Annotated in this window: 19 protein-coding genes and 1 riboswitch; of the genes, 9 read left to right on the top strand and 10 right to left on the bottom strand. The window is 64.5% G+C overall.

From position 1 onward, the window contains the following. Position 1 precedes the first annotated feature (1 nt). Together EN853_RS11060 and parE are read right to left on the bottom strand one after the other, a co-directional pair. Complete coding sequence (locus EN853_RS11060; RefSeq protein ID WP_127859972.1) at positions 2 to 2068, bottom strand: FUSC family protein; 2067 nt, start codon at positions 2066 to 2068, stop codon at positions 2 to 4. Between the two features lie 42 nt (positions 2069 to 2110). After that, positions 2111 to 4168 (bottom strand): DNA topoisomerase IV subunit B, encoded by a 2058-nt coding sequence (gene parE, locus EN853_RS11055; RefSeq protein WP_127859973.1) that lies wholly within the window; start codon positions 4166 to 4168, stop codon positions 2111 to 2113. Between the two features lie 235 nt (positions 4169 to 4403). Between parE and cpaB the strand changes: the two genes are divergently transcribed. The 9 genes from cpaB to EN853_RS11010 all read left to right on the top strand — a co-directional run bounded on the left by cpaB (position 4404) and on the right by EN853_RS11010 (position 14001). After that, on the top strand, positions 4404 to 5366 hold the full coding sequence (gene cpaB / locus EN853_RS11050; RefSeq protein WP_245516925.1) for a Flp pilus assembly protein CpaB: 963 nt from the start codon (positions 4404 to 4406) through the stop codon (positions 5364 to 5366). An 82-nt stretch (positions 5367 to 5448) separates the two neighbouring features. Beyond that, the gene (locus EN853_RS11045; RefSeq protein ID WP_245516937.1) at positions 5449 to 6843 is read left to right on the top strand and encodes a type II and III secretion system protein family protein; all 1395 of its coding nucleotides are present in this window, start codon (positions 5449 to 5451) and stop codon (positions 6841 to 6843) included. A gap of 4 nt (positions 6844 to 6847) precedes the next feature. Further along, on the top strand, positions 6848 to 7123 hold the full coding sequence (locus tag EN853_RS11040; RefSeq protein WP_127859975.1) for a hypothetical protein: 276 nt from the start codon (positions 6848 to 6850) through the stop codon (positions 7121 to 7123). Positions 7124 to 7136: 13 nt separating this feature from the next. After that, a complete protein-coding gene (locus EN853_RS11035) occupies positions 7137 to 8351 on the top strand; it encodes a response regulator/pilus assembly protein (protein ID WP_127859976.1) in 1215 nt (404 codons plus the stop codon). Then, positions 8348 to 9769, top strand: coding sequence for a CpaF family protein (locus EN853_RS11030; protein WP_127859977.1), 1422 nt, complete (start codon positions 8348 to 8350; stop codon positions 9767 to 9769). The genes EN853_RS11035 and EN853_RS11030 overlap by 4 nt, the downstream gene beginning before the upstream one ends. Before the next feature lie 3 nt (positions 9770 to 9772). Then, a complete protein-coding gene (locus tag EN853_RS11025) occupies positions 9773 to 10738 on the top strand; it encodes a type II secretion system F family protein (protein WP_167524440.1) in 966 nt (321 codons plus the stop codon). 1 nt (position 10739) lies between these two features. After that, positions 10740 to 11702: a type II secretion system F family protein gene (locus tag EN853_RS11020; protein WP_127859978.1), complete on the top strand. Its 963-nt coding sequence runs from the start codon at positions 10740 to 10742 to the stop codon at positions 11700 to 11702. A gap of 266 nt (positions 11703 to 11968) precedes the next feature. Next, complete coding sequence (locus tag EN853_RS11015; RefSeq protein WP_127859979.1) at positions 11969 to 12442, top strand: hypothetical protein; 474 nt, start codon at positions 11969 to 11971, stop codon at positions 12440 to 12442. 386 nt (positions 12443 to 12828) lie between these two features. Continuing rightward, positions 12829 to 14001: a GGDEF domain-containing protein gene (locus EN853_RS11010; RefSeq protein ID WP_127859980.1), complete on the top strand. Its 1173-nt coding sequence runs from the start codon at positions 12829 to 12831 to the stop codon at positions 13999 to 14001. Between the two features lie 12 nt (positions 14002 to 14013). Here the strand turns inward: EN853_RS11010 and gcvP are convergent, their stop codons facing one another. From gcvP to EN853_RS10970, 8 genes are all read right to left on the bottom strand, one after another. Next, positions 14014 to 16824: an aminomethyl-transferring glycine dehydrogenase gene (gene gcvP / locus EN853_RS11005; RefSeq protein WP_127859981.1), complete on the bottom strand. Its 2811-nt coding sequence runs from the start codon at positions 16822 to 16824 to the stop codon at positions 14014 to 14016. 16 nt (positions 16825 to 16840) lie between these two features. Continuing rightward, a complete protein-coding gene (gene gcvH, locus EN853_RS11000) occupies positions 16841 to 17209 on the bottom strand; it encodes a glycine cleavage system protein GcvH (protein WP_127859982.1) in 369 nt (122 codons plus the stop codon). A 7-nt stretch (positions 17210 to 17216) separates the two neighbouring features. Beyond that, positions 17217 to 18317 carry a glycine cleavage system aminomethyltransferase GcvT gene (gene gcvT, locus EN853_RS10995; protein WP_127859983.1) on the bottom strand — a complete coding sequence of 367 codons (1101 nt, stop codon included), beginning with the start codon at positions 18315 to 18317 and terminating at the stop codon, positions 17217 to 17219. 149 nt (positions 18318 to 18466) lie between these two features. Further along, a riboswitch (glycine riboswitch) is annotated at positions 18467 to 18553 on the bottom strand. Positions 18554 to 18716: 163 nt separating this feature from the next. Beyond that, positions 18717 to 19145, bottom strand: a complete 429-nt coding sequence (locus tag EN853_RS10990; protein WP_127859984.1) for a GNAT family N-acetyltransferase — start codon at positions 19143 to 19145, stop codon at positions 18717 to 18719. Then, entirely contained in the window at positions 19145 to 19936 is a 792-nt protein-coding gene (locus tag EN853_RS10985) for a molybdopterin-binding protein (protein WP_127859985.1), read from the bottom strand. Before EN853_RS10985 ends, EN853_RS10990 begins: the two co-directional genes overlap by 1 nt. A 1-nt stretch (position 19937) precedes the next feature. Further along, on the bottom strand, positions 19938 to 20810 hold the full coding sequence (locus tag EN853_RS10980) for a cytochrome b/b6 domain-containing protein (RefSeq protein ID WP_127859986.1): 873 nt from the start codon (positions 20808 to 20810) through the stop codon (positions 19938 to 19940). Between the two features lie 101 nt (positions 20811 to 20911). Then, on the bottom strand, positions 20912 to 21589 hold the full coding sequence (locus EN853_RS10975) for a DUF1345 domain-containing protein (RefSeq protein ID WP_127859987.1): 678 nt from the start codon (positions 21587 to 21589) through the stop codon (positions 20912 to 20914). A 24-nt stretch (positions 21590 to 21613) separates the two neighbouring features. Further along, the gene (locus EN853_RS10970; RefSeq protein ID WP_127859988.1) at positions 21614 to 22081 is read right to left on the bottom strand and encodes a YaiI/YqxD family protein; all 468 of its coding nucleotides are present in this window, start codon (positions 22079 to 22081) and stop codon (positions 21614 to 21616) included. Positions 22082 to 22317 lie beyond the last annotated feature (236 nt).

The following is a 22317-nucleotide window of genomic DNA, read 5'->3' as shown; positions in this document are numbered from 1 at the left end:
TTCAGCCTCGGCCCTTGGCGAAGAAATCTGGATAATCCTCCATCGCCGCGGCGATGATGCGCAGCGAGGCCGCGACCTGCAGCATTTCGGGCCGGTCGCTGCGATCGGCAATGCCTGCCGCATATTGCCTTGCGACGGCGATCGTAGAGGTCTGTGGCTCGCCATGCCTCCTGAACAGCAATTCCCGCGCCAGGCCGCGCAGGAAGTTGCCGACCGATTCCACTGTCTCGCGCGGGATCGCGGAATTGAGCTGCGCACCGCGCAGCCGCAGCACTTCGAGCCCGACGGTGACGGCGGCGATGCTGCCGCCCAGGATGGGATCACCCTTCTTGCCCGTCTGCTGGACCTGCGGCATCAACTGGTTGATGCGGTCATAAGCAAGGCTTTCGAAAGCTGAACGCCGGGGAATGCGCTCATGCAGGCAAAGGCGCGCCAGGTCCTCGCGCATCGCCTGCGAGATGCGCTCGACGGTGACCCACGGGTCGGCCGGCAGCACGACGATGAAGACGCCGATGGCAATCAGGATGCCGACCAGGATCGACGCCGATCCGGCGAAGAACGGGCCGGGATCGTAGGTCATCAGCTGGTGCGGACTGAGGAAGGCGAGGAAATTGATGGCGAAGGCGGTGGCGACGCCGACGTGCCGCGGATTGGCCATGCCGAGCGCCGCCGGAACCATGATCGGCACGACAAGGAGTGTGAACCAGCCAAAGCCGGGCAGGGCCGGCAGCGCGACCTGGCCGACGAGGAAGGCGAAAGGCAGCGCAAGCAGCGTTCCGATGAAGAAGCCCCAGGCGGACCGAACCGGATCGGGGCGCGCGGCGAACAGGCTGGAGACGACGGCGACGAGGATGACGGTGCCCGCGGTCTCCGACCATTTGGTCGTCAGCCAGAAGGCCGCCACCAGGAGTGTGGCGAGCGCCGCACGCACGGCGTTGCGCCAGGCAGCGTGATAGTCGCGATGCACGACCAGCGCCGGCTGCTGTCGTTCACGCGACGGCCTGGAGACCGGCGAGCGAAGCGCGTCCAGGCCGCGCATCACCTGCTTGAGCGCTTCCGCGAAATCGGCTGCGATGGTGAGACGGGTGATGGTGCCGACCCTGTCTTCGCCGGGTTCGGCCGGCGTAGCCGGCGCCTCCCGCGCCCTGGTCGCGATCGCGTCGAGCCGCGCAACCCAAGGGCCGGTGTGGTCGAGCGCGCCCGGTGTTGCCGACAGCTCGCCCACGAAAGCCTGCAAGTCGCTGCGCACGGGGATGAGCGTCGCGTTCTTCGGCGCGGCATGGGTATGGAGCGCTCGCGCCGCCGAGAGCGCCCACAGGAGCTGCCCGATCGTGCGCCGCACCGGATGGGCGCGCGTGGCGAAGCTCGGCGCCTCGAGGCGCGCATAGGTGCGCATCTCGGCAAGCGTCTGGGCATCGGTGATCAGCTTGCGCTGGAGGGCCGCAAGGTCAGCCGGATCGCCGCCGGAGAAGGCGCCCGAGGCATACTCGGCAAGATCGAGGATGCTGCGCTTCAATCTCGAAATGATCGCGTCCGCGGCCAGCTTCGGCAGGATCAGCCGGCTGGTGACGCCGGCGCAGACGATGCCAATCACGATTTCGGCGCAGCGCGCGACGGCGAGATCGACGACGAGATGCGGCTGCCCGAATGCCGGCAGGCTGATGATCATCGCCGTATAGCCGGCAAGGGCCGCGCCATAGGCCTCCGGATTGCGCAGCAGCGACGACACCAGGGTGCAGACACCGATCCAAAGCGCCAACGCTGTCACCAAGAGCCAGGGGTTGGTGCCAAACAGCGATGTGATGCCGACCGCAGAAAGGCCGCCGGCCAGCGTGCCGAGCAGCCGGTAGAAACCTTTCGCCAGCACCATGCCGGCCACCGGCTGCGCGACGATGAACACCGTGATCATCGCCCATTGCGGATGGTCGAGTTTCAGAGCGTAGGCGGCAAGCAGCGCGATCAGCCCGGCCGAAACCGTGCGCAGGGCGAAGATCCAGTCCGAGCGGGTCGGCTGCGTCAGGCCGTTCAGCGGTATCTCGGCAAGCTCTTTCAGCCGCGTCCAGGTCACATCAAAGTCTCCGTGCGGGAGCTGTTATGGACCAGTCCGCGTTCAGATATCCAACACGTCGGCCTCGGCGAATTCGGCGCGTTCCTGAATGAAGCGGAAGCGCGCTTCCGGCTTGGTGCCCATCAGCGCGTCGACAGCATCCTTGGTCGCTTGCTCGGCGTCGATCACGTCCACCCTGAGCAGCGTGCGCTTCCTCGGATCCATCGTGGTTTCCTTGAGCTGCGAGGCCATCATCTCGCCCAGGCCCTTGAAGCGGCCGATCTCGACTTTGCCGCGCCCGGTGAACTCGGTGCGCAGCAACTCGTCCTTGTGCGCGTCGTCGCGGGCATAGGCGACCTTGCCGCCCTGCCGGATCGAATAGAGTGGCGGCACGGCCATGTAGAGATGGCCGCCGCGGACCAGGTTCGGCATCTCTTGATAGAAGAAGGTGATCAAAAGCGAAGCGATATGCGCGCCGTCGACATCGGCGTCGGTCATGATGATCACGCGATCGTAACGCAGATCCTCGTCGCGGTATTTCGAACGCGTGCCGCAGCCGAGCGCCTGGATCAGGTCGGAGATCTGCTGGTTGGCGGCAAGCTTGTCGTTGCCGGCGCTGGCGACGTTGAGGATCTTGCCGCGCAGCGGCAGCACCGCCTGGCTGGCACGGTCGCGCGCCTGCTTGGCCGAGCCGCCGGCCGAGTCGCCTTCGACGATGAAGAGCTCGGCGCCGGCGGCGGCGTTCTGCGTGCAGTCGGCAAGCTTGCCCGGCAGGCGCAGCTTGCGCACGGCGCTCTTGCGCGACACTTCCTTTTCCTGGCGCCGGCGCACGCGCTCGTCGGCGCGCGCGATGACCCATTCGAGGAGCTTTGACGCTTCCTGCGGATTATCGGCCAGCCAGTGGTCGAACGGATCGCGGATGGCGGTCTCGACGATGCGCATCGCCTCGATCGTCGCCAGCCTGTCCTTGGTCTGGCCGACGAATTCCGGCTCGCGGATGAACACCGACAGCATGCCGGCGGCCGAGATCATCACGTCCTCGGTGGTGATGACCGAGGCGCGCTTATTGCCGATCAGGTCGGCGTAGGCGCGAAGGCCGCGCGTCAAAACATTGCGAAAGCCCGCTTCATGCGTGCCGCCTTCGGCGGTGGGAATCGTGTTGCAGTAGGAATTGAGGAAACCGTCGCCGCCGAACCAGGTGACCGCCCATTCGAGCGAGCCGTGGCCGCCCTGCTTGTCGCTTTTGCCGGCGAAAACCTCGCGGGTGACCTGGAATTCGTCGCCGAGCGTCGCCTTGAGATAATCCTTCAGGCCGCCCGGGAAATGGAATTCGGCCTTGGCCGGGGTCTGGTCCTTCTCCTTGATCAGCGACGGATCGCAGGTCCAGCGGATCTCGACGCCACCGAACAGATAGGCTTTCGAGCGTGTCATGCGGTAGAGCCGCGCCGGCTCGAAGGCGGCGCCCTTGCCGAAGATCTGCTCGTCGGGATGGAAGCGGGTCCTGGTGCCGCGACGGTTGTGGACCTCGCCGAGATGCTCAAGCCCGCTGACCGGGATGCCGCGGGAAAAACGCTGGCGGTAGAGCTGACGGCCGCGCGCGACTTCGACCTCGAGATGGTCGGAGAGCGCGTTGACGACGGAGACGCCGACGCCGTGCAGGCCGCCCGAGGTCTCGTAGACCTTGCTATCGAACTTGCCGCCCGAATGCAGCGTCGTCATGATGACTTCGAGCGCCGGCTTCTTGAATTTCGGATGCGGATCGATCGGAATGCCGCGGCCGTTGTCGGTCACGGTCAGGAAGCCGTCGGCAGAAAGCTCGACGTCGATGAAGGTCGCATGGCCGGCGACCGCCTCGTCCATCGAGTTGTCGATGACCTCGGCGAACAGGTGATGCATCGCCTTGTCGTCGGTGCCGCCGATATACATGCCTGGACGGCGCCGCACCGGTTCCAGCCCCTCCAGCACCTCGATATCGGCGGCGCTGTAGCCCTCGCTGCCGTCACGGGCGGCGGCCGAGCGCTTGGCGGCCTGAACCACCGGATCAGCCGGGCGCGAGGACGCGCGCCCCTGCTGGGGCTGCTGCTTGTCATGGTTGCCGAAAAGATCGCTGGTGTCGTCCATGCTGGTCATTAAGTCCGGTACTGCGAATCACTCCTCGATACTGCCACGCTTTTGGCGGGCGAACGAGGTTCCTGTTCCGTTCAGGGATCAAAGTCTCTCTTATTCTAAAACCATTCGATAACCAAGCCGCCGGAAATAGGGCGGTCTCCATGCCGTTGGATTCCTGATTCTTTAACAATGACGCCTAGCCTGGGCGGCAACAAACAAAAGACCACGGGGCATCAGGGGTTTCGGCGTGAGAGGCAGGGCCATAACCATGATCGGCATCGCCGCCGTTTTCGGCGCGATCTCGATCTTTGCCGCGGATTTCTGGGTCAAAAGCCAGGCGAAGGCCGAATCCGAGCAGAAGGTGGCGTCGATCGTTGCGCCGCCGCAAGAGCCCAAGGTCGAGTTCAAGACCATCGTGGTGGCTCAAGCGCCACTGCGCTACGGCGTGCAACTCGACCGGTCGCAACTCACCGAAATTCCATGGCCGCAGGATTCGCTGCCGCAAGGGGCTTTCCCGACCATCGACAAGCTGCTTGCCGAAGGCAGCCGGGTGGTGCTGTCGCCGATCGAAGTCAACGAGCCGGTGCTGCTTACCAAGCTGTCAGGGCCGAACGGCCGCGCGACACTTTCCAATATGCTGTCGCCAGGCATGCGCGCCGTCACCATCCGCACCGACGAGATCGCCGGCGTCGGCGGCTTCATCACACCCGGCGATCGGGTCGACGTCGTGCTGACGCGCGATGCCGGCGAAATCCAGGAGGTGGCCAAGAACGCTCAAGGGGCGTCCGGCTCGACGGTCACGTCTGAGATCGTGGTGTCCGATGCCAAGGTGCTTTCGGTCGGCCAGGGCGCCGACGAGCGCAAGACCGAGCCGCAGATCGCCAATTCGGTGACCCTCGAGGTGACGAACGAAGGGGCGCAGAAAGTCGCGCTTGCCCGCACCGTCGGCACCTTGTCGCTGTCCCTGCGGTCCGCCGCCGATGCCAGCGCCGGCGGCAATGGGCTCACCACCATCTCATCCTTCGGCGGTTCGGTCGCCGCGAGCGCAGAGGCAAGCGCCGCCTCGCTGGTCAATGCGGTGGCGAAGGGGCCGGAAGAGCCAAAATTCAAGACGGTGATCGTGTCGCGCGGCGAAAAGGTGGAGGAATACAAGGTTCCTTCCAAGCCAGGCGAGGGAGACGTCGTTCCTTCCAAGGAACAAGAACAATAGCCGGTGGGGACCGGCCGGGGACGGGACAATGCCTGTGTTGAGTAAAGAACGGACAACGAGAGGGCTGCGCCTTCTGCGTGCAATGGCGGCGGGCGCCTTCCTGGCAGCCGCCGGAATGCTTGCCTTTGGGGCGCCGGCCCAGGCAAATAACGACGTCGTTTACGTCTCGGCGACCAGGAACGCCTCGATCAAGGTCGCCAAGGGCAAGCCGAAGACGATCATGACGAGCGCCGCCTTCTACCAGATCGTCATCGGCGATCCGGAGATTGCCAACGTCAACCCGCTGACCGACAAGTCCTTCTATGTGCTGGGCAACAATCTCGGCACGACCGGCATTGCGCTGTTCGATCAGAACAAGCAGCTCGTCGGCACCATCGACGTCGAGGTGACGCTGGACACAGATCAGCTCGCCAATACCATCCGCACCAGCGTGCCGGATGCCAAGATCAGGGTCGGTTCGGCCAATGGCCGCGTGGTGCTGTCGGGTGAGGCCGACGATGCGGTCGCGGCCGAGAAGGCGAGCAAGATCGCGTCGCGTTTCTCCGGCAATGAGGAAGTGATCAATTCGGTCAACATCTCCTCCTCGCAACAGGTTCAGCTCAACGTCCGCTTCGTCGAGATCAACCGACAGGCGGGGCAGGATCTAGGCGCCAAATACGGCGCCAACTTCGCCTTCGGCATGGGCGGACGCGACGTCATCCTCGATCCCGGCACCGTGCCGGCGGCCGGCACCGGCGAGATCATTGGCCGGTTGCTGTCCAACGGGGTTTCGATCGACATTGCCATCAAGGCGCTGGAGGAACGCGGCCTGGCCCGGCGTCTGGCCGAACCGAATCTGATCGCACGCTCCGGCCAGACGGCGAGCTTCCTCGCCGGCGGCGAGTTCCCGATCCCGGTTTCCGAGGACAACGGCAAGATCAGCGTCACCTACAAGAAATACGGCGTCGGCCTGGATTTCACCCCGACCGTGCTCAAGGACGGGCTGGTCAGCCTCGACATCGCGCCGGAAGTGTCCTCGATCGATCCTTCCGCCTCAATCGAAGTCAGCAGCGGCATCTCCATTCCGGCCTTCATTGTGCGCCGCGCCAAGACTTCGGTCGACCTGAAGAACGGCCAGAGCTTCATGATCGCCGGCCTTCTGCAGTCGCAGAACGACATCACCACCTCGCGCCTGCCGGGGCTCGGCAAGCTGCCGGTGCTCGGTCCGCTCTTCTCCTCGAAATCCTACCAGCGCCGCGAGACCGACCTTGTGATCATCGTCACGCCTTACCTGGTCAAGCCGGTCGACCCGTCGAAGAAGATGGTCGAGCCGACGGACGGGACACGGCCGCCAAGCAATGCCGACTATTTCCTGAACAATACCGAGGAAATGAGCGCCTCCGCGCCCAAGCGCCCGCTGGCGCTGGCCGACGGCAGCGCGGCGCGTCCGGTGGCCGCCACGACGTCCGGCCACTTCCTCGATCTGCCGAAGGACTGAGCTCATGCGTCTGGTTTCTTGCATCGCCCTGCTGCTTGCCGGTGTCGTGTCCGGATGCACCAGCGACGACTACGTGCGCACCGAAGGCGTGACGCCGGCGGCCGGCAACGCCCAGGCGTCCAATACTGTCATGCAGATGGTCGACCCCTGGCAGTATGGCGTCCAGAACACCAGGCTTCTGGTGCCGGCCCAGAGCACGAGTTCCACGGCGAGCGCCGCCGGCGCGAAAGCCGATGCGGCGCCGGCATCAACGACATCAGCATCAACAACATCCGACTGATGGGCTGACGACCATGGCATCCGGCACCAAGACCAGGAAGATCCTGCTCGTTTCCACCGACAGGACGTTTTTGCAGGACACGCGGACGGCCTTCGCGGCCTCCGAGGTCATCGAGATATCGACAGTCGAGAAGAGCATCAACGAGCTCCGCGGCGAGGTCCTGGAAGTCGATTTCGGCACCGTCATCGTCGACATGGATGCGGCCAAGCTCGAGGAGATCGAGTCGCTGCAGCGCATCATGCGCCGGCTGGAAGGCCGCGTTCCGGTGGTCGTCGTCACGCAGGAATTCAATGCGGCGGCGGTGCGCATCCTGGTGCAGCTCAAGGTCGCCGACTTCCTGGTCAAGCCGATCACCACCGCCGACCTGGTGCGGTCCGTCATCCGCGCGCTGCAGGGGCCGGGGCGGGAGGAAAACACCGAGTCGCAGATCTACACTTTCATGCCGGCCGCCGGCGGCGTCGGTACAACCACGCTCGCGCTGCAGACCGCCTTCCAGTTGCATCATTCGGTTACGCGCGGCGCCTCGACCTGCGTGGTCGACCTGAATTTCCAGCAGGGCGCCTGCGCCGAATATCTCGACCTGGAACCGCGCTTCGACATCACCGAAATCGAAAACCAGCCTGAACGCCTCGACCGGCAGCTCCTGGATGTCATGCTTTCCAAGCATGCGAGCGGGCTCTGCGTGCTTGCGGCACCGACGCGCCCTTCGGAAATGCGTTCGTTCAAGACCGATGTCGTGGTGCGCATGCTCGACCTGGTGTCGGCCTATTTCGACAATGTCGTCATCGACATGCCGCGCACCTGGTTCCCATGGACCGAAACGGTGCTGCTTGGCTCCAACAAGCTCTATATCGTGGCCGAGATGACGGTGCCTTGCCTGCGCCACACGCAGCGTCTCATCCAGGCCATCTACGAGACGGCCGGCAAGGAAGTGAAGCCCAACGTCATCGTCAACCGCTTCGAGCAGAAGATGTTCGACAGCGGCATCAAGCAGGCCGACGTCCAGGACATCCTCGGCGAGCATTTCGTCGGCGGCATCTCCAACAACTATCGGCTGGTGCGCGAGGCGGTCGACCGCGGCGTGCCGCTGCACGACATCGATCCCAACGCCAATGTCGTCAACGACCTGAAGAAGATCATCCTGCCGGAAGAGGCTGTCCCGACGACGGTCAAGTCGAAGTCGCTGTTCGGCCTCGGCAAGGGCCTCTTGAGGAGGAAAGCAGGATGAGCAGCCGCTTCTCCACACTGCAGAACCGCGACGTCCGTCCGCTGCGGCCGCCCGAACCATCGCCCGTCGCGCACCATGCCGTGGTCATCCCGACGACCCGCAAGCCGGTGGCGCCAAAGCCGGAGGCGGCACCCGCAAAGAGCGCCAACAAGGTGCTCGACGCGCGCGTGCGCATCCACCGCATGCTGCTCGAGGAGATCAACCTAGTCGCGCTGGAGCGGCTGCCCAAGGACGAAATGCGCCGCCAGGTGCATGAGTTCGTCTCGGAAAAGACGCGCCATGAGCGGATGGCGATCAACACCGCCGAGCTCGACGCGCTTGTCGACGACATTGTCGACGAGATGGTCGGCCTCGGCCCGCTGGAGCCGCTGCTCAAGGATCCGGAGATCAACGACATCCTGATCAACGGCCATCAGAACTGTTTCGTGGAAAAGCGCGGCAAGCTGCAGCAGGTCCACATCCCGTTCAAGGATGAGGCGCATCTGCTTCGAATCATTAACAAAATCGTCGCCGCTGTCGGCCGTCGCGTTGATGAATCGCAGCCGATGGTCGACGCCCGTATGCTCGACGGCTCGCGCTTCAATGCCGCCATCCGTCCGGTCGGTGTCGACGGGCCGCTGGTGTCGATCCGCAAATTCTCCAAGAACAAGCTCGGCCTGCACAAGCTGGTCGAGTTCGGCGCCATCACCCAGAACATGGCCGAGGTGCTGGCCGCAGCCGTGCATGCCCGCAAGACCACCATCATCTCCGGCGGCACCGGCACCGGCAAGACGACGATGCTCAACGCGCTGTCGGCCTTCATCCCGGAAGACGAGCGCCTGATCACCATCGAGGACGCCGCCGAACTGCAACTGCAGCAGCCGCATGTCGCGCGCATGGAAACGCGCCCGGCCAATATCGAGGGCCATGGCGAGCTTAAGCAGCGCGACCTGGTCAAGAACGCGCTGCGCATGCGGCCGGACCGCGTCATCCTCGGCGAGTGCCGCGGCGAAGAGGCCTTCGACATGCTGCAGGCGATGAACACCGGCCATGAAGGCTCGATGGCCACCATCCACGCCAACACGCCGCGCGACGCTATCTCGCGCCTCGAGCAGATGCTCGGCATGACCGGCATGCCGATGACGGTGCAGTCGATCCGCAGCCAGATCGCCAGCGCCCTCGACATCATCGTGCAATTGACGCGCCTGTCCGACGGCAAGCGCAAGGTGACCAGCGTCGCCGAGGTGACGGGCATGGAAGGCGACGTCATCCAGATGCAGGAGATCTTCCGCTTCGTGCGCACCGGCATGGAAGCCGACGGCAGGATCATCGGTCATTTCGAGGCCACGGGCATCCGTCCGCGCTTCCTCGAGGACCTGCGCAACATGGGCATCGAATTTCCGGGCAAGTATTTCGAACCCGGTCGGCCGCAGGAGTAGCCGGTGCTCGAGGGGTTCGGCCCGATCTACGCCGTCTACGCGGCGGCGGCGCTCACCGGCATCATGATCGCCGAAGGCTGCTACCTGCTCTATGCCGGCCGCAGCGACAAGCGCATGGCGATCAACCGCCGCATGAAGCTGGCGGAGAACAAGATCAGCCAGGAGCAGGTGCTGATCCAACTGCGCAAGGAGCGCGGCGTCGACGGCGGCAGGTCCCTGTTTTCCCTCGATCGCTTTCGCGCCCTGCGCACGCAGTCCGGCATGATCACGCCGCTGCCAAGGTTCCTCACGATCACGTCGGGGGTGGCTTTCACGCTGGCGCTTCTCGCCATCTGGTATGGCCTGCCTTTGCTGTTCGGCCTGGTGCTGTTCGTCGTGCTGCTGCCGGTGTTGCCGGTGATGGCGATGCGTTTCCTGCGCAAGCGCCGGCACAAGCGCTTCGGCATGCAGCTGCCGGAGGCGCTGGAGCTGATCACGCGCGGCCTCAAGGCCGGCCACCCGGTACCGGTGGCGATCTCGATGGTGGCGCGTGAGATGGCCGATCCGATCGGCACCGAGTTCGGCGTCGTCGCCGACGAGGTGACCTATGGCTCGGACCTGGTTTCGGCGCTCAACAACCTGTTCGACCGGGTGGGCCACGAAGACCTGCCGCTGTTCGTCACCGCAGTATCGATCCAGAGCAGCTCCGGCGGCAATCTGCGCGAGATCCTGGACGGGCTGTCGTCGACGATCCGCGAGCGCGGCAAGCTGCGACGCAAGGTGCGCGCCATTTCGACCGAAGGCCGCATGTCGGCCTATATCCTGACCGCCGTGCCGGTGCTTCTGTTCACCGCCATCATGGTGCTGATGCCGCAGTTCTACCGGGACGTGTGGGGGATACCGAAGACCTGGTACATGCTGGGCGGCTCCATCCTGTGGCTGCTGCTCGGCAACGCCATCATGTTCAAGATGTCGAATTTCAGGTTCTGAGATGGAAGACATCATCCGCTTCCTCGCCTCGTTCGCGCCGACCTCGCCGTTGCCGGCGGCGGTGCTTTTGCTAGTACTGGGCGGGGGCGCGATGGCCTGGCCGTTGGTCGTCGCCAAGGGCGATCGCAATGAGGTCAAACGCCGGCTGAAGGTCGAGGTGGCGCAGCCGGTCGAGCAGGCGGAGCCGGCGCCTAGGAAGAACACCAGCGCCGTACGCGAGAAGGCGGTGAGGCGGGCGCAGGAATTCTACGCCAAGAGCGATCCGGAGAACGTCGCGCGGTTGCGCATGAAGCTCATCCAGGCCGGCTACATGGAACCGCGTGCCGTCGGCATGTTCTTCCTGATCCGCTTTGCCGCGCTGGTCGGCGGAGCGCTTGGCGCGTTCCTCGTCAACCATTGGGCGGCCAGCGCGGAGTCGACCATGACCAGCCGCTGGACCTTCATTATCCTGTCAGGAGCGGCCGGCTATTTCCTGCCGGGCCTGGTGCTGACGCAGAAGGTACGGGAAAAGATGCGCGAATACCGCAACGGCTTTCCCGACTTCATGGATCTGATGATCGTCTGCTCCGACGCCGGCATGAGCATGGAGGCCGGCATCGAGCGCGTCTCGAAGGAACTGGCAAAGACCTATCCGTCGCTCAGCCTGAACCTGCAGCTCGTGTCGCTCGAGCTCAGGGCCGGCCGCAGCCTCGACGATGCGCTGAAGGCGCTCGCCGACCGCCTCAGCCTCGACGAGGTCCGCTCCTTCGCGACCCTGCTGCAGCAATCCAAGGAACTCGGCACCAGCCTGTCGGGCGCGCTGCGCGTCTTTTCCGATGAAATGCGCCACAAGCGTATGTCGCTTGCCGAGGAGAAGGCGCATGCCTTGCCGGCCAAGATGTCGGTGCCAGTGACGGTGTGCATCCTGCCGGTGGTGCTGATGGTAGCCATCATTCCGATCGTCGTGAAGCTGACGTCGCACTAGGGATTCAGGTGAGGCCGGCCTGCAAATGGCGGCTTTCTGCGCCTCCGGTGCTCACCTACCTTAAGTACGCTCCGCTCCGGTTCTCGAAATCCACCATTTTCGGCTCGGCCTGACCTGAGTCCGGGCAGATCTCAGGGGTGGTGCTGGTTAACGCATCCTTTGCGCGCAACCGAAATTTAGGCGCATTTCGGCACCGAAGCTTAATCGCTGTCCTGTATGGTCATTGCTGAAGAACGACCCGGCAAATCGGGCGATGGGGCAGGGGCATGCGTCACGGACTTCCCACGGCGGCGGCAGCGTTGGCGGCCGTCTTGATGATCACCGGCTGCACGACGAACACAAGCGTCGACACGACCAAGACCACCGCGATCCAGCCGAAGGCCAAGGATGTCAGCGCCAGCGACCTGGCGGAGGGCAAGGCGCAGTTCCGCGAGGCGAATTTCGGGCTTGCCGAACAGCATTTCCGTAAAGCGGTGGAGCTCAAGGCCGACGACGCGGAAGCCTGGATGGGGCTCGCCGCCTCCTATGACGAGCTCGGTCGCTTCGACTTCGCCGACCGCGCCTATGCCCAGTTGCTGAGGGTCGCCGGGCGCAAGCCGCAGATCGTCAACAACATGGGCTATTCGCAGCTCCTGCGCGGCAACAAGAAGAAGGCACGGGTCCTGCTGCTCGAAGCCAAGGCAGGCATGGCCGACCAGACCGTGGTCAATGCCAACCTGGCGCTGCTCGACAAGAGCTAGGGCAATTCCTGGAAAAGTGCGTAACGGTTTTCCGAACGGAATTGTGTAGAAACAAATAGTTAGAGCAGTTCGGCGCTTCCTCGAAACGGCGAACTGCATTAGAACGCGTCTCCGAAACAAGGCAAGTTCGCCCGTTGGCCGATTACGGGCTTGTCGTCCGGCTTGCCGAGGCACGACGGAGCGCCGTCTTCCGATTGTGGAAATAGAACTGTTTCAATATAAATCAGAACGTCCTCAGTCTTCGCGGTCGTCCTGTGAAGTAGTGGATGCTTTGTAAACCTTGTCCGAAGGTTGGGTCGAAAGGTTAGCTGAAAATGGTATCGGCGGGCCGCCGTTAACCTAGAATGCAGCGCAACCGACAATCCCAAGAGGCTTGCCGCTCACCAATGTTGGATTTCAGTTCGCTCCTGCTCGCGGCGGCGCTATCGGGCACGTGCCTCAGCATCACGCTGTTTGCCATCTGGTTCACCGCGCCCCGGGCGCATTTCGTGCCCATGATCGCCTGCGGCATTCTCGTGCTCGTTGCCCATGTCGTCCTGTTCTGGCGCTACACCAAGGATGCCGACCCCTGGCTCTGCCAGATCGTGCTTGCGCTGCTCAGCCTCGGCTTTCTGGTCATCTGCCTGTCGGCCATGCAGTATCTCGGTTTCCGCCACTACCGTCGCGCCATCGTGCCGACGCTGGCAGCCATGACCGCCTGCGCCGCTTTCACCTATCTTGGGTTCGACGGCATCGGCTTCCAGATCACTTACGCGGCTGTGACGGCGCTGCTCGTGGCGATCGGAACGATGTTCTGGATGAAGGGCGATCATGATCGCCGGATCCTGCTCGTCGTCTCGTTCCTGAGTGGAGCCTGCGGCTTGTCCTTCGCGCTATGCGGCCTGGTGCTGCTGACGCAGGGGCAATGGGTTCTCGGCGGCGCACCCGACAACTGGGCGGAGCGGCTGAACTCCGTCGTCGCGGTCGCCTGCATGACCGGCCTCGGCGCGCTGACGCTTTCGCTGCACCATCTGCAGGCGCAGATCGAGCTCAAGGCCGAGACGATGACCGATCCGTTGACCGGCCTGATGAACCGCAGAGCGCTCAACGAGCTTTACGGCGATCGCAGCTTCGGTCCGTTCATGGCGGTCGCGATGTTCGATCTCGACCATTTCAAGACGACCAACGATGTCTTCGGCCACCCTGTCGGCGATCAGGTGCTTTGCCGCTTCGCGGCGGTGATCAGGAAATACGGCCGGACCGGGGTCGACGCCTTTCGGCTGGGCGGCGAGGAATTCGCGCTCGTCATGTCGCGCATGACGCCGGAAAAGGCGCATGACACGGCAAGCAGGATCGGCGTCGCCTTCGGCACGGAAATCGTTGCGACCCATCGCGGCCCGCTGCGCAGCAGCGTCAGCGGCGGCATGGGATTTGGCGCCGCCGATGGCCGGACCCTGGACGAGGTGCTGGCCGAAGCCGATGCCGCGCTCTACGCCGCCAAGCGCGGCGGCAGGAATCGCGTCGTCGTCCAGGAGAAAACCGGCCAGCCCGATCCCGGGCCGGCCTTGCGTTCCGCCTGAAATCCGCTTCGGTTACTCCGCGGCGCCCAGATATTCCGACAGCGGCGGGCAGGAGCAGACCAGATTGCGATCCCCGGCGACGTTGTCGATGCGAGAGACCGGCGGCCAGTACTTCGCCGACAGATCGGCATCACCCGCCGGATAGGCCGCATCGAGCCGCGAATAGGGATGGGTCCATGTGCCGGCCAGAGCCTCGGCGGCGGTATGCGGGGCGTTGACCAGCGGATTGTCCGCCAACGGCCATTCGCCCTTCGCCACCTTCGCCGCCTCGCCGGCGATCGCAATCATCGCCTCGCAGAAACGGTCGAGCTCGCGCTTCGGCTCGGACTCGGTCGGCTCGACCATCAGCGTGCCGGCAACCGGGAACGACATGGTCGGCGCATGGAAGCCGTAGTCGATCAGGCGCTTGGCGATATCGTCGACGCTGATGCCGGCGCTCTCCTTCAGCACGCGCGTGTCGAGGATGCACTCATGGGCGATACGGTCATGCCTGCCCTTGTAGAGGAGTGGGAAGTGCGGCGCGAGCCGCGTCGACACGTAGTTGGCGGAAACGATCGCCGTTTCCGTCGCCTGCTTCAGCCCCGCGCCGCCCATCATGCGGATGTACATCCAGGTGATCGGCAGGATGGAAGCGCTGCCGAAGGGGGCGGCCGCGACGGCATGCGCAGAGCCCTCAGTGACATGGCCCGGCAGATAGGGCTTCAGATGCGCCCTGACGCCGATCGGGCCGACGCCCGGGCCGCCGCCGCCATGCGGGATGCAGAAGGTCTTGTGCAGGTTCATGTGGCAGACATCGGCGCCGATGTCACCGGGGCGGGCCAGGCCGACCAGGGCGTTGAGGTTGGCGCCGTCGAAATAGACCTGGCCGCCATGCTCATGGATAAGGGCGCAGAGATGACGCGCGCCTTCCTCGTAGACGCCATGCGTCGAGGGGTAGGTGAACATCAGCGCCGCGAGATTCTTGGAGTGCTCGTTGGCCTTGGCCCTCATATCGTCCATGTCGATATTGCCGTCCTCGCTGCAGCGCACGACGACCACGGTCATCCCAGCCATGGCCGCGCTTGCCGGATTGGTGCCATGCGCGGAAGACGGGATCAGGCAGACGGTGCGATGGCCTTCGCCGCGCGAACGGTGATAGGCGCGAATGGCGAGCAGGCCGGCATATTCGCCCTGGCTGCCGGCATTGGGCTGCAGGCTGACCGCGTCGAAACCGGTGATCTCCGACAGCCAGGCCTCAAGGTCGCCGGCCATGGCACGGTAGCCCGCCGAGTGGCCAGCCGGCGCGAAAGGATGCAGGTTTGCGACGTTCGGCCAGCTCACCGGCATCATCTCAGCGGCGGCGTTGAGCTTCATCGTGCAGGAGCCGAGCGGGATCATGGCGCGGTCGAGCGCCAGGTCCTTGTCGGCCAGCCGGCGCAGGAAGCGCATCATGTCGGTCTCGGAGTGGTTCTCGTGGAAGACCGGTTGGGTGAGGAACTCCTTGCCGCGCGGCCCACCCGGCATGGAGCCGGCATCAGCCGCGTCAGGCTTGGCGCCGAATAGGGCCGCGATCGCTTCGAGGTCGGCTTCGGTCGAGGTCTCGTCGAAGGCGATGCTGACGCGGTCGGCATCGATGACGCGCAACAGCCGGCCGGTCTTTTCGGCAGCGGCGGCGATCGCGCCGGCCTTGCCTTTCGCTTCGGCCGTCACCGTGTCGAAACGGCTTGTGCCGAGCACCGGAACGCCCGCCGTCTTGAGGCCTGCGGCAAGACGATTGGCAAGGCTATGGATACGCCCGGCAATCGACTGCAGCCCAGCGGGACCGTGCCAGATCGCATAGGCGGTCGCCATGTTGGCGAGCAGCGCCTGCGCGGTGCAGATGTTGGAGGTCGCCTTGTCGCGGCGGATATGCTGCTCGCGCGTCTGCAGCGCCAGCCGGTAGCCCGGGCGGCCCATGGTGTCCGTCGACTGGCCGACGAGGCGGCCGGGCATCAAACGGGTCAGCTTGTCGGAGACGGCGCAATAGGCGGCATGCGGGCCGCCAAAGCCCATCGGCACGCCGAAGCGCTGCATCGGGCCGACGGCGATGTCGGCGCCAAGCTTCGCCGGCGCATCCGTCAGCGTGAGCGCAAGCGGATCGGCGATGAAGACGACCAGCGCGCCGGTGGCGCGGGCCTTCTCGATCGCCGCCTTGTGGTCGCCATAGACGCCGAAGGTGTCCGGCCAGGAGACGAGCAGGGCGGCGGTGTTGTCGTCGATCACCTCGCCGTCGACCTCGATGCCGAGCGGCTCGGCGCGGGTACGCACGACGTCGAGCGTCTGTGGATGCGGCGTGCCGGCGAGCGCCACCTTGGTGCGCTTGTCGCGATGATGGCGCAGCGCGATCCCCACGGCTTCGGCGACGGCGGTGGCCTCGTCAAGCAGCGAGGCGGACGCCACCGGTAGGCCGGTCAGTTCCGTCACCAGGGTCTGGAAATTGAACAGCATCTCCAGCCGGCCCTGGCTGATCTCGGCCTGGTAGGGCGTATAGGCCGTGTACCAGGCCGGGTTCTCGAACATGTTGCGCTGGATGACCGGCGGCACAAAGACACCGTGGTAACCGGCGCCGATGAAGCTCTTCAGTACCGTGTTCTTCGCCATCATCGCCGACAATTCGGCCAGTGCTTCCGCTTCGCTGGCCGCGCCCGGCAAGGCGAGCGGCTGGTCGAGCCGGATCGATCTCGGAACGGCCTGGCTGATCAGCGTCTCGACGGATGGAACGCCGATCACGGCGAGCATAGCCCTAACGTCGTTGATGCCAGGGCCGATATGGCGGGCTGAGAAAGGAACAGGTGCTGCGGTCATTTCTGAAATCCTGGTATCAGCCGATATGGGCTTTGTAAGCGGCCTCATCCATGAGGCTGGCGAGCTGGCCTTCGTCGGCAAGCTTCATTTTCCAGAGCCAGCCGTCGCCGGTCGCCGCCGAATTGACCAGCGAGGGGTCGGACGACAGCGACGTGTTGGCTTCGGTGATCTCGCCGTCGACCGGCGCGTAGACATCGGAAGCCGCCTTGACGGATTCGACGACCACGGCCGTGTCGCCCTTGGCGAGCTTGCGGCCGATTTCCGGCAGCTCGACGAAGACCAGATCGCCGAGCTGCTCCTGCGCGTAATCAGTGATGCCGACGGTGGCGACGCCGCCTTCGACGCGCAGCCATTCATGGTCTTCAGTGAAATAGGTCTTTGCCATCGGGAATTCATCCTTTGCGGTAGCGATGTGGCGTGAAGGGGAGCGAAATGACGTCGACCGGGATTTTCGTCCCGCGGACGTCGGCGAACAATCTGGCGCCGGGCTTGGCCAGCGCGGTGTTGACGTAGCCCATGGCGACCGGGTGGCCCGTCGAGGGGCCGAAGCCGCCCGAGGTGACGTGGCCTGCCGGATTGCCGTCGGTATCGACCAGCGCAGCACCTGCGCGCACCGGCTGCCGGCCATCGGGCTTCAGGCCGACGCGCTTCTGCGACGGGCCACGCTCCAGGATCGAGCGCAGTGCGTCGGCGCCGATGAAATGACCGGAAGCGCGGACCTCCTTGGAGATCGCCCACATCAAACCGGCGCTCGCCGGGTCGATCTCGGGCGTCAGGTCCTGACCATGCAGGCAAAGCCCGGCTTCCAACCGCAGGCTGTCGCGGGCGGCAAGGCCGATCCATTGCACGCGCTCGTCCTGCAAGAGCCTGGCGACGAGATCGCGGGCATCCGCTTCCGGCAAGCCGATCTCGAAACCGTCCTCGCCGGTGTAGCCGGAGCGGCTCATGAACCAGTCTTGCCGGGGCTCGACGCCGTGCATGAACAGCAGCGAGCCGGTTTCGATGCCGGCCCTCGCGAGCGCGGCCCAGGCGTCCGGTCCCTGGATCGCCAGGAAGACACGGCCGAGCGGTTCGGTCTTGGCATCGAAATCGGCAGCCAGCGCGCGCAGGTGCTTTTCGTCCTCGACCGCGTTGCCGGCATTGGCGACCACCATGAAGCGGCTGTCGCCGAGCCTCGTCACGATCAGGTCGTCGATGATGCCGGCCGCCTCATTGAGGAAGAACGTATATTTGGACTGCGAGATTTCCAGCGCGCCGGCATCGAGCGGGCAGGCGCGGTTGACGAGCGCCGCAGCGCCCGGACCGCTGACCTCGAACAGCTGCATATGCGAGATGTCGAACAGCCCGGCATGCTCGCGCGTGTGAAGGTGCTCCTTCATCACGCCCGCCGGATAAGTCAGCGGCATCGACCAGCCGGCGAACGCTCCAAAGCGTGCGCCTGCCGCGTTATGCAGATCCTCGAGGGGTAGGTGCTTGGTGTCTTCGCCCGTCATGTCTTCTCCAGAGTCGCACGCAATCGACCGCCATTGGCGGTCCAGTCCGTGCCCCTCTGTCTGAAGCCTGAGAGACTCGCGCCCCGGAACTCTGTCGGCAGCGCTTACACCTTCGGCGCGGGACGAATCCCGACTTTCCAGAGTTGTCTTTCCCGTCCACGGTTCTTTTGCCTGAGAGATTTCGGGCGATTTCCCCTTCGGCGGCAGCTCTCGCTGCTCTCTCCCGCAAACAGGTAGGACTCAAGGTTGAGTCCTCGACGCGCCTTCCATAGCCCGTCGGCGACACCTTGTCACCTCCCAGCGACATTTTCCCGACAAGTCTTTTGCCAATCGCGCCGTTCGGACGAATGATCGCGCCGCCAAGGTCTGCCTGCTGAAGCCAGACATTCCGGCCGCCACCTATCGGCGAGCCATCGTCTTGCAAAGGATGATGCTGGAATGGCCTTCGGGCCATCCGGCGAATTCGGCCATACGCTCGAAGCCAGCATTTTCGTACAGGCCCGGCGCCTGAAAGTCGTGCGTCGAAACCCAAATCCGTCGCGCGCCTCGAGCGGCTGCCTCGGCAACGAAGGCATCCAACAACGCCTTTGCATGGCCTCGGCGCCGATGGGATTCCTCGACCCACATCAGTTTGAGCTCGGCGATCCCCGCCCAGGAATAGCCGGCGGCAACGCCGACGGCACGGCCGGACTCATCGCGCAGCGCAAAGACGAGACCCCGGTCGTCATCGCGGCCGGTGAGAAGCCGGTTGTCGCTATTGAGGTGTTCCTCGATGGCGTCGAGCTCGGCCGGCGCAAGATCGTGCTCGGCCTGCAGGCGAGGGGCCATCAAATCCCGCCATACCAGTCGTAGCCATTGTCTTCCCAATAGCCGCCGCGGCCGCCACCGACATTGGCGAAGCTGTCGACCAGCTCGATCTTGTAAAGATATTTCGGCATCTTGTAGCCGAGCTGGCGCTCGACTCGCACCCGCAGCGGCGCGCCGTTCTCGATCGGCAAGGGCTTGCCGTTGAGGCCGTAGGCCAGGATCGTCTGCGGGTGGCGCGCATCGATCAGGTCGATGGTGCCGTAATATTTGATGTTGCCGGACAGGCTCTGCTCGATCGTGTCGAGGCAGTGGAACATGACATAGCGCGCTTGCGGCTTGACCACGGCCTGGTCGAGCACCAGCGACAGCGGCGTGCCGGTCCATTTGGCGATGCAGCTCCACCCCTCGACGCAGTCGTGGCGCGTGATCTGGGTGCGGCTCGGCATGTTCTGGAGCTGCTCGCGGGTGAGCGACAGCGGCTTTTCGACAAGCCCGGTGACTTCCAGCCGCCAGTCGGCGAAATTGTTGGCGAGAAGACCCTTGTAGGTGTCGTCGTCGGGTGCGGTGACGCCATTCGGCCGCTGCGGCTGGCGGATGTCGGCTTCGGTGAATTCCGGCGCCAATGCGTCCCGGCCGGCAAGCAGGCGCTGCGCGCGCCAGGTCAGGCCGTTGGCGTTTTCGAGGAAGCTGCGCAAGCCCCCACCGATGCCAAGGCCGCTGTCGAAGGCATCGCAGCCCGACAGCGCGATGCCGGACAGGCCGAGGCTGGCTGAGGTCAGGAATTTCCGGCGATTGATCTGAAATTTTGCCATGTCAGGCGCTCCTCTCTGCCGGCTCATCATGCTTCGCGGGCGGGTCGGTGCGGTACCAGCCGGTGATGATCGAGCGCAGCTCATTGATCGGGCCGGCGGCGAGGATCATCAGCATGTGGATGACGAAGAACAGAACGAGCAGCACCATGACCGTGAAGTGGATGGTGCGCGCCGTCTGCCGGCCGCCCAGGATTTCGTTGAGCCAAGGAACCACCGAATCCATACTCGGCGACATGGCGAGGCCGGTGACGATCATCAACGGCAACAGCACGAACAGCACGCCGCCATAGGCCATTTTCTGCAGCGTGTTGTATTCGCGCGTGTGGTGAAATTTCAGCTTCGCGTGGTCGACGATGTCGCGCGGCAGCTTGCGCAGATCCTCGACACGCGGCGCCAGATCGCGGCGGATGTGGCCGTTGACGAGGCCGGCGATCAGCCAGACCAGCAAGGTGGCCGAGAGCACCCAGGCGAAGAAAAAGTGCACGACGCGCGCTGTGCCGAGGTCGTAGTAGGAGGGGATCGTCGCCCAGGCCGGGAAGGCGCGCGGCGTCTCCTGTCCGGGCGGCCCGGACCAGCCGAGCACGCCGGTGGTGTCGAAGCGATGGCCGAAAATCTCTGTAAAGCCGCGCGGGCCGTTGTCGGTGTTCTCGGCGCCGATCTGGAGGATCGTGTTGTTGTAGGCGAAACCCGATTCCTTGCCGACGTACAGCTGTGGACGCGCGTTGAAGATCTGCAGGCCGGAAAGCAGCATGAAGAACAGGGCGATCGCCCACAGCCAGTGAGTCAGGCGCGTCCAGCGCGACTGCCGGTAGATCAGCGTCGCATCCCTCGCGTCAGCCGCGGTGGCGGGTTGGCTCGTTGCAGCAGAATCCATCGTCGTCCTCCAGCCGCGCCATCCGGTGCGGCTCTTTCAGATCATTGTCTTTCCCCCAATACGTCGCGGCACAAGCTGATGTTTCATCGATCACGGATTTATTACGGGGCGCCCAGGCTGACCGCGAGATTGACCGCCGCGGCAACGATCGCCGTGTTGAAGAAAAACGTCAGGACCGAATGGACGAGCACGACCTGGCGCATGCGCGAGGTGGTGATTGCGGTATCAGCCGTCTGCGCGGTCATGCCGATGACGGTCGCGAAATAGAGGAAGTCCCAGCCTTCCGGTCTCTTGTCGCCGGGAAAGGCAAGGCCGCCGACCGGCATCTTGTTGTTGGTTTTCTCGTCGATCTCGACGCCATCCATCCAGTAGACATGCGCATAGTGCAGCGCCGCCATTGCATGGATGGTGAACCAGCCAAGCGGAATCGACAGCATCGCGAACAGAATCTCCAGCGGATGCGAGCTGTCCTTCTGGTTGATGAGTTGAAACAGCGAGCCGATGGCGATGCCGACAACGAAGAGGGTGACGGCGAAGATCAGCAACACCGGCAGGTCGGTGGCCCGCGCGTTCTTGCTGAGATAGCGGCCGGTAAGCCTCGGCATCAAGGCAAGCACCAGAATGATGAAGGTGGCGAAGAACACGTTGGCGCCGATCGAGTAGGGGAGCGGCAGACGCAAGAGCAGCGCCAGAAGCAGCGCGACGACGCCAAAGGCTGCGGCCAAGGCGAACTGCATGTGCCGATGCATCGGCGTGTCGGGGAATGTATCGTCACCCATGGCCGGCCTCTGACAGGCGTTGGATCAGTCCGGTGTGACGGATTTGAGCGCCCGTCGCAAGATGCGGTCAAGCTCGCCGAGAAAGCGCGATCTATCCTGGGGCGTGAAGGCAGCGTTGAAGCCGCGGCTCTCGCCGGTCTCGCGCAGATGCTGCTTGAGATCGCGCATCGCCACCGCCATGCCGATGGTTTCGGTTGTGAACGGGCGGCCGGTGGGTCCCAGCACATGCGCGCCGAGCGCCACCGTGCGCGCGGCGAGCGGGATGTCGGCCGTCACCACGACGTCGTTGGCCCTGGCATTCTCGACGATCCAGTCGTCCGCGGCATCCGCGCTCTTGGAGACGACGACATTGCGGATCATCGGATCGCGCGACGGCCGCAGCCCGCCATTGGAGACGTAAGTGACCACGACGCCATGGCGCTCGGCCACCTTCTCGACCTCGGCCTTGACGGGGCAGGCGTCGGCATCGACGTAGATGATGGGTGCGGGCATCGTCTCTCCAGGCGAACATGGGGCCGGCGTGGCAGCCCGCCCCATGGCAGAAATCGCAGGACTTGTCAGGCCGCCAGGACGCCCGACTTCTTCGCCGTCCAGGTGGCGATCCATGTTTGACCGCAGGGGTCGCGGATTGCCCGCGGCCTGCGGCTTCCTCAGTAAACCACGACGCTGCGGATCGATTTGCCCTCATGCATGAGGTCGAAGCCCTTGTTGATGTCCTCCAGCTTCAG

Source organism: Mesorhizobium sp. M1C.F.Ca.ET.210.01.1.1, from assembly GCF_004791585.1.
Lineage (GTDB): Bacteria > Pseudomonadota > Alphaproteobacteria > Rhizobiales > Rhizobiaceae > Mesorhizobium.
This window is presented reverse-complemented; position numbering and strand designations above follow the sequence as displayed.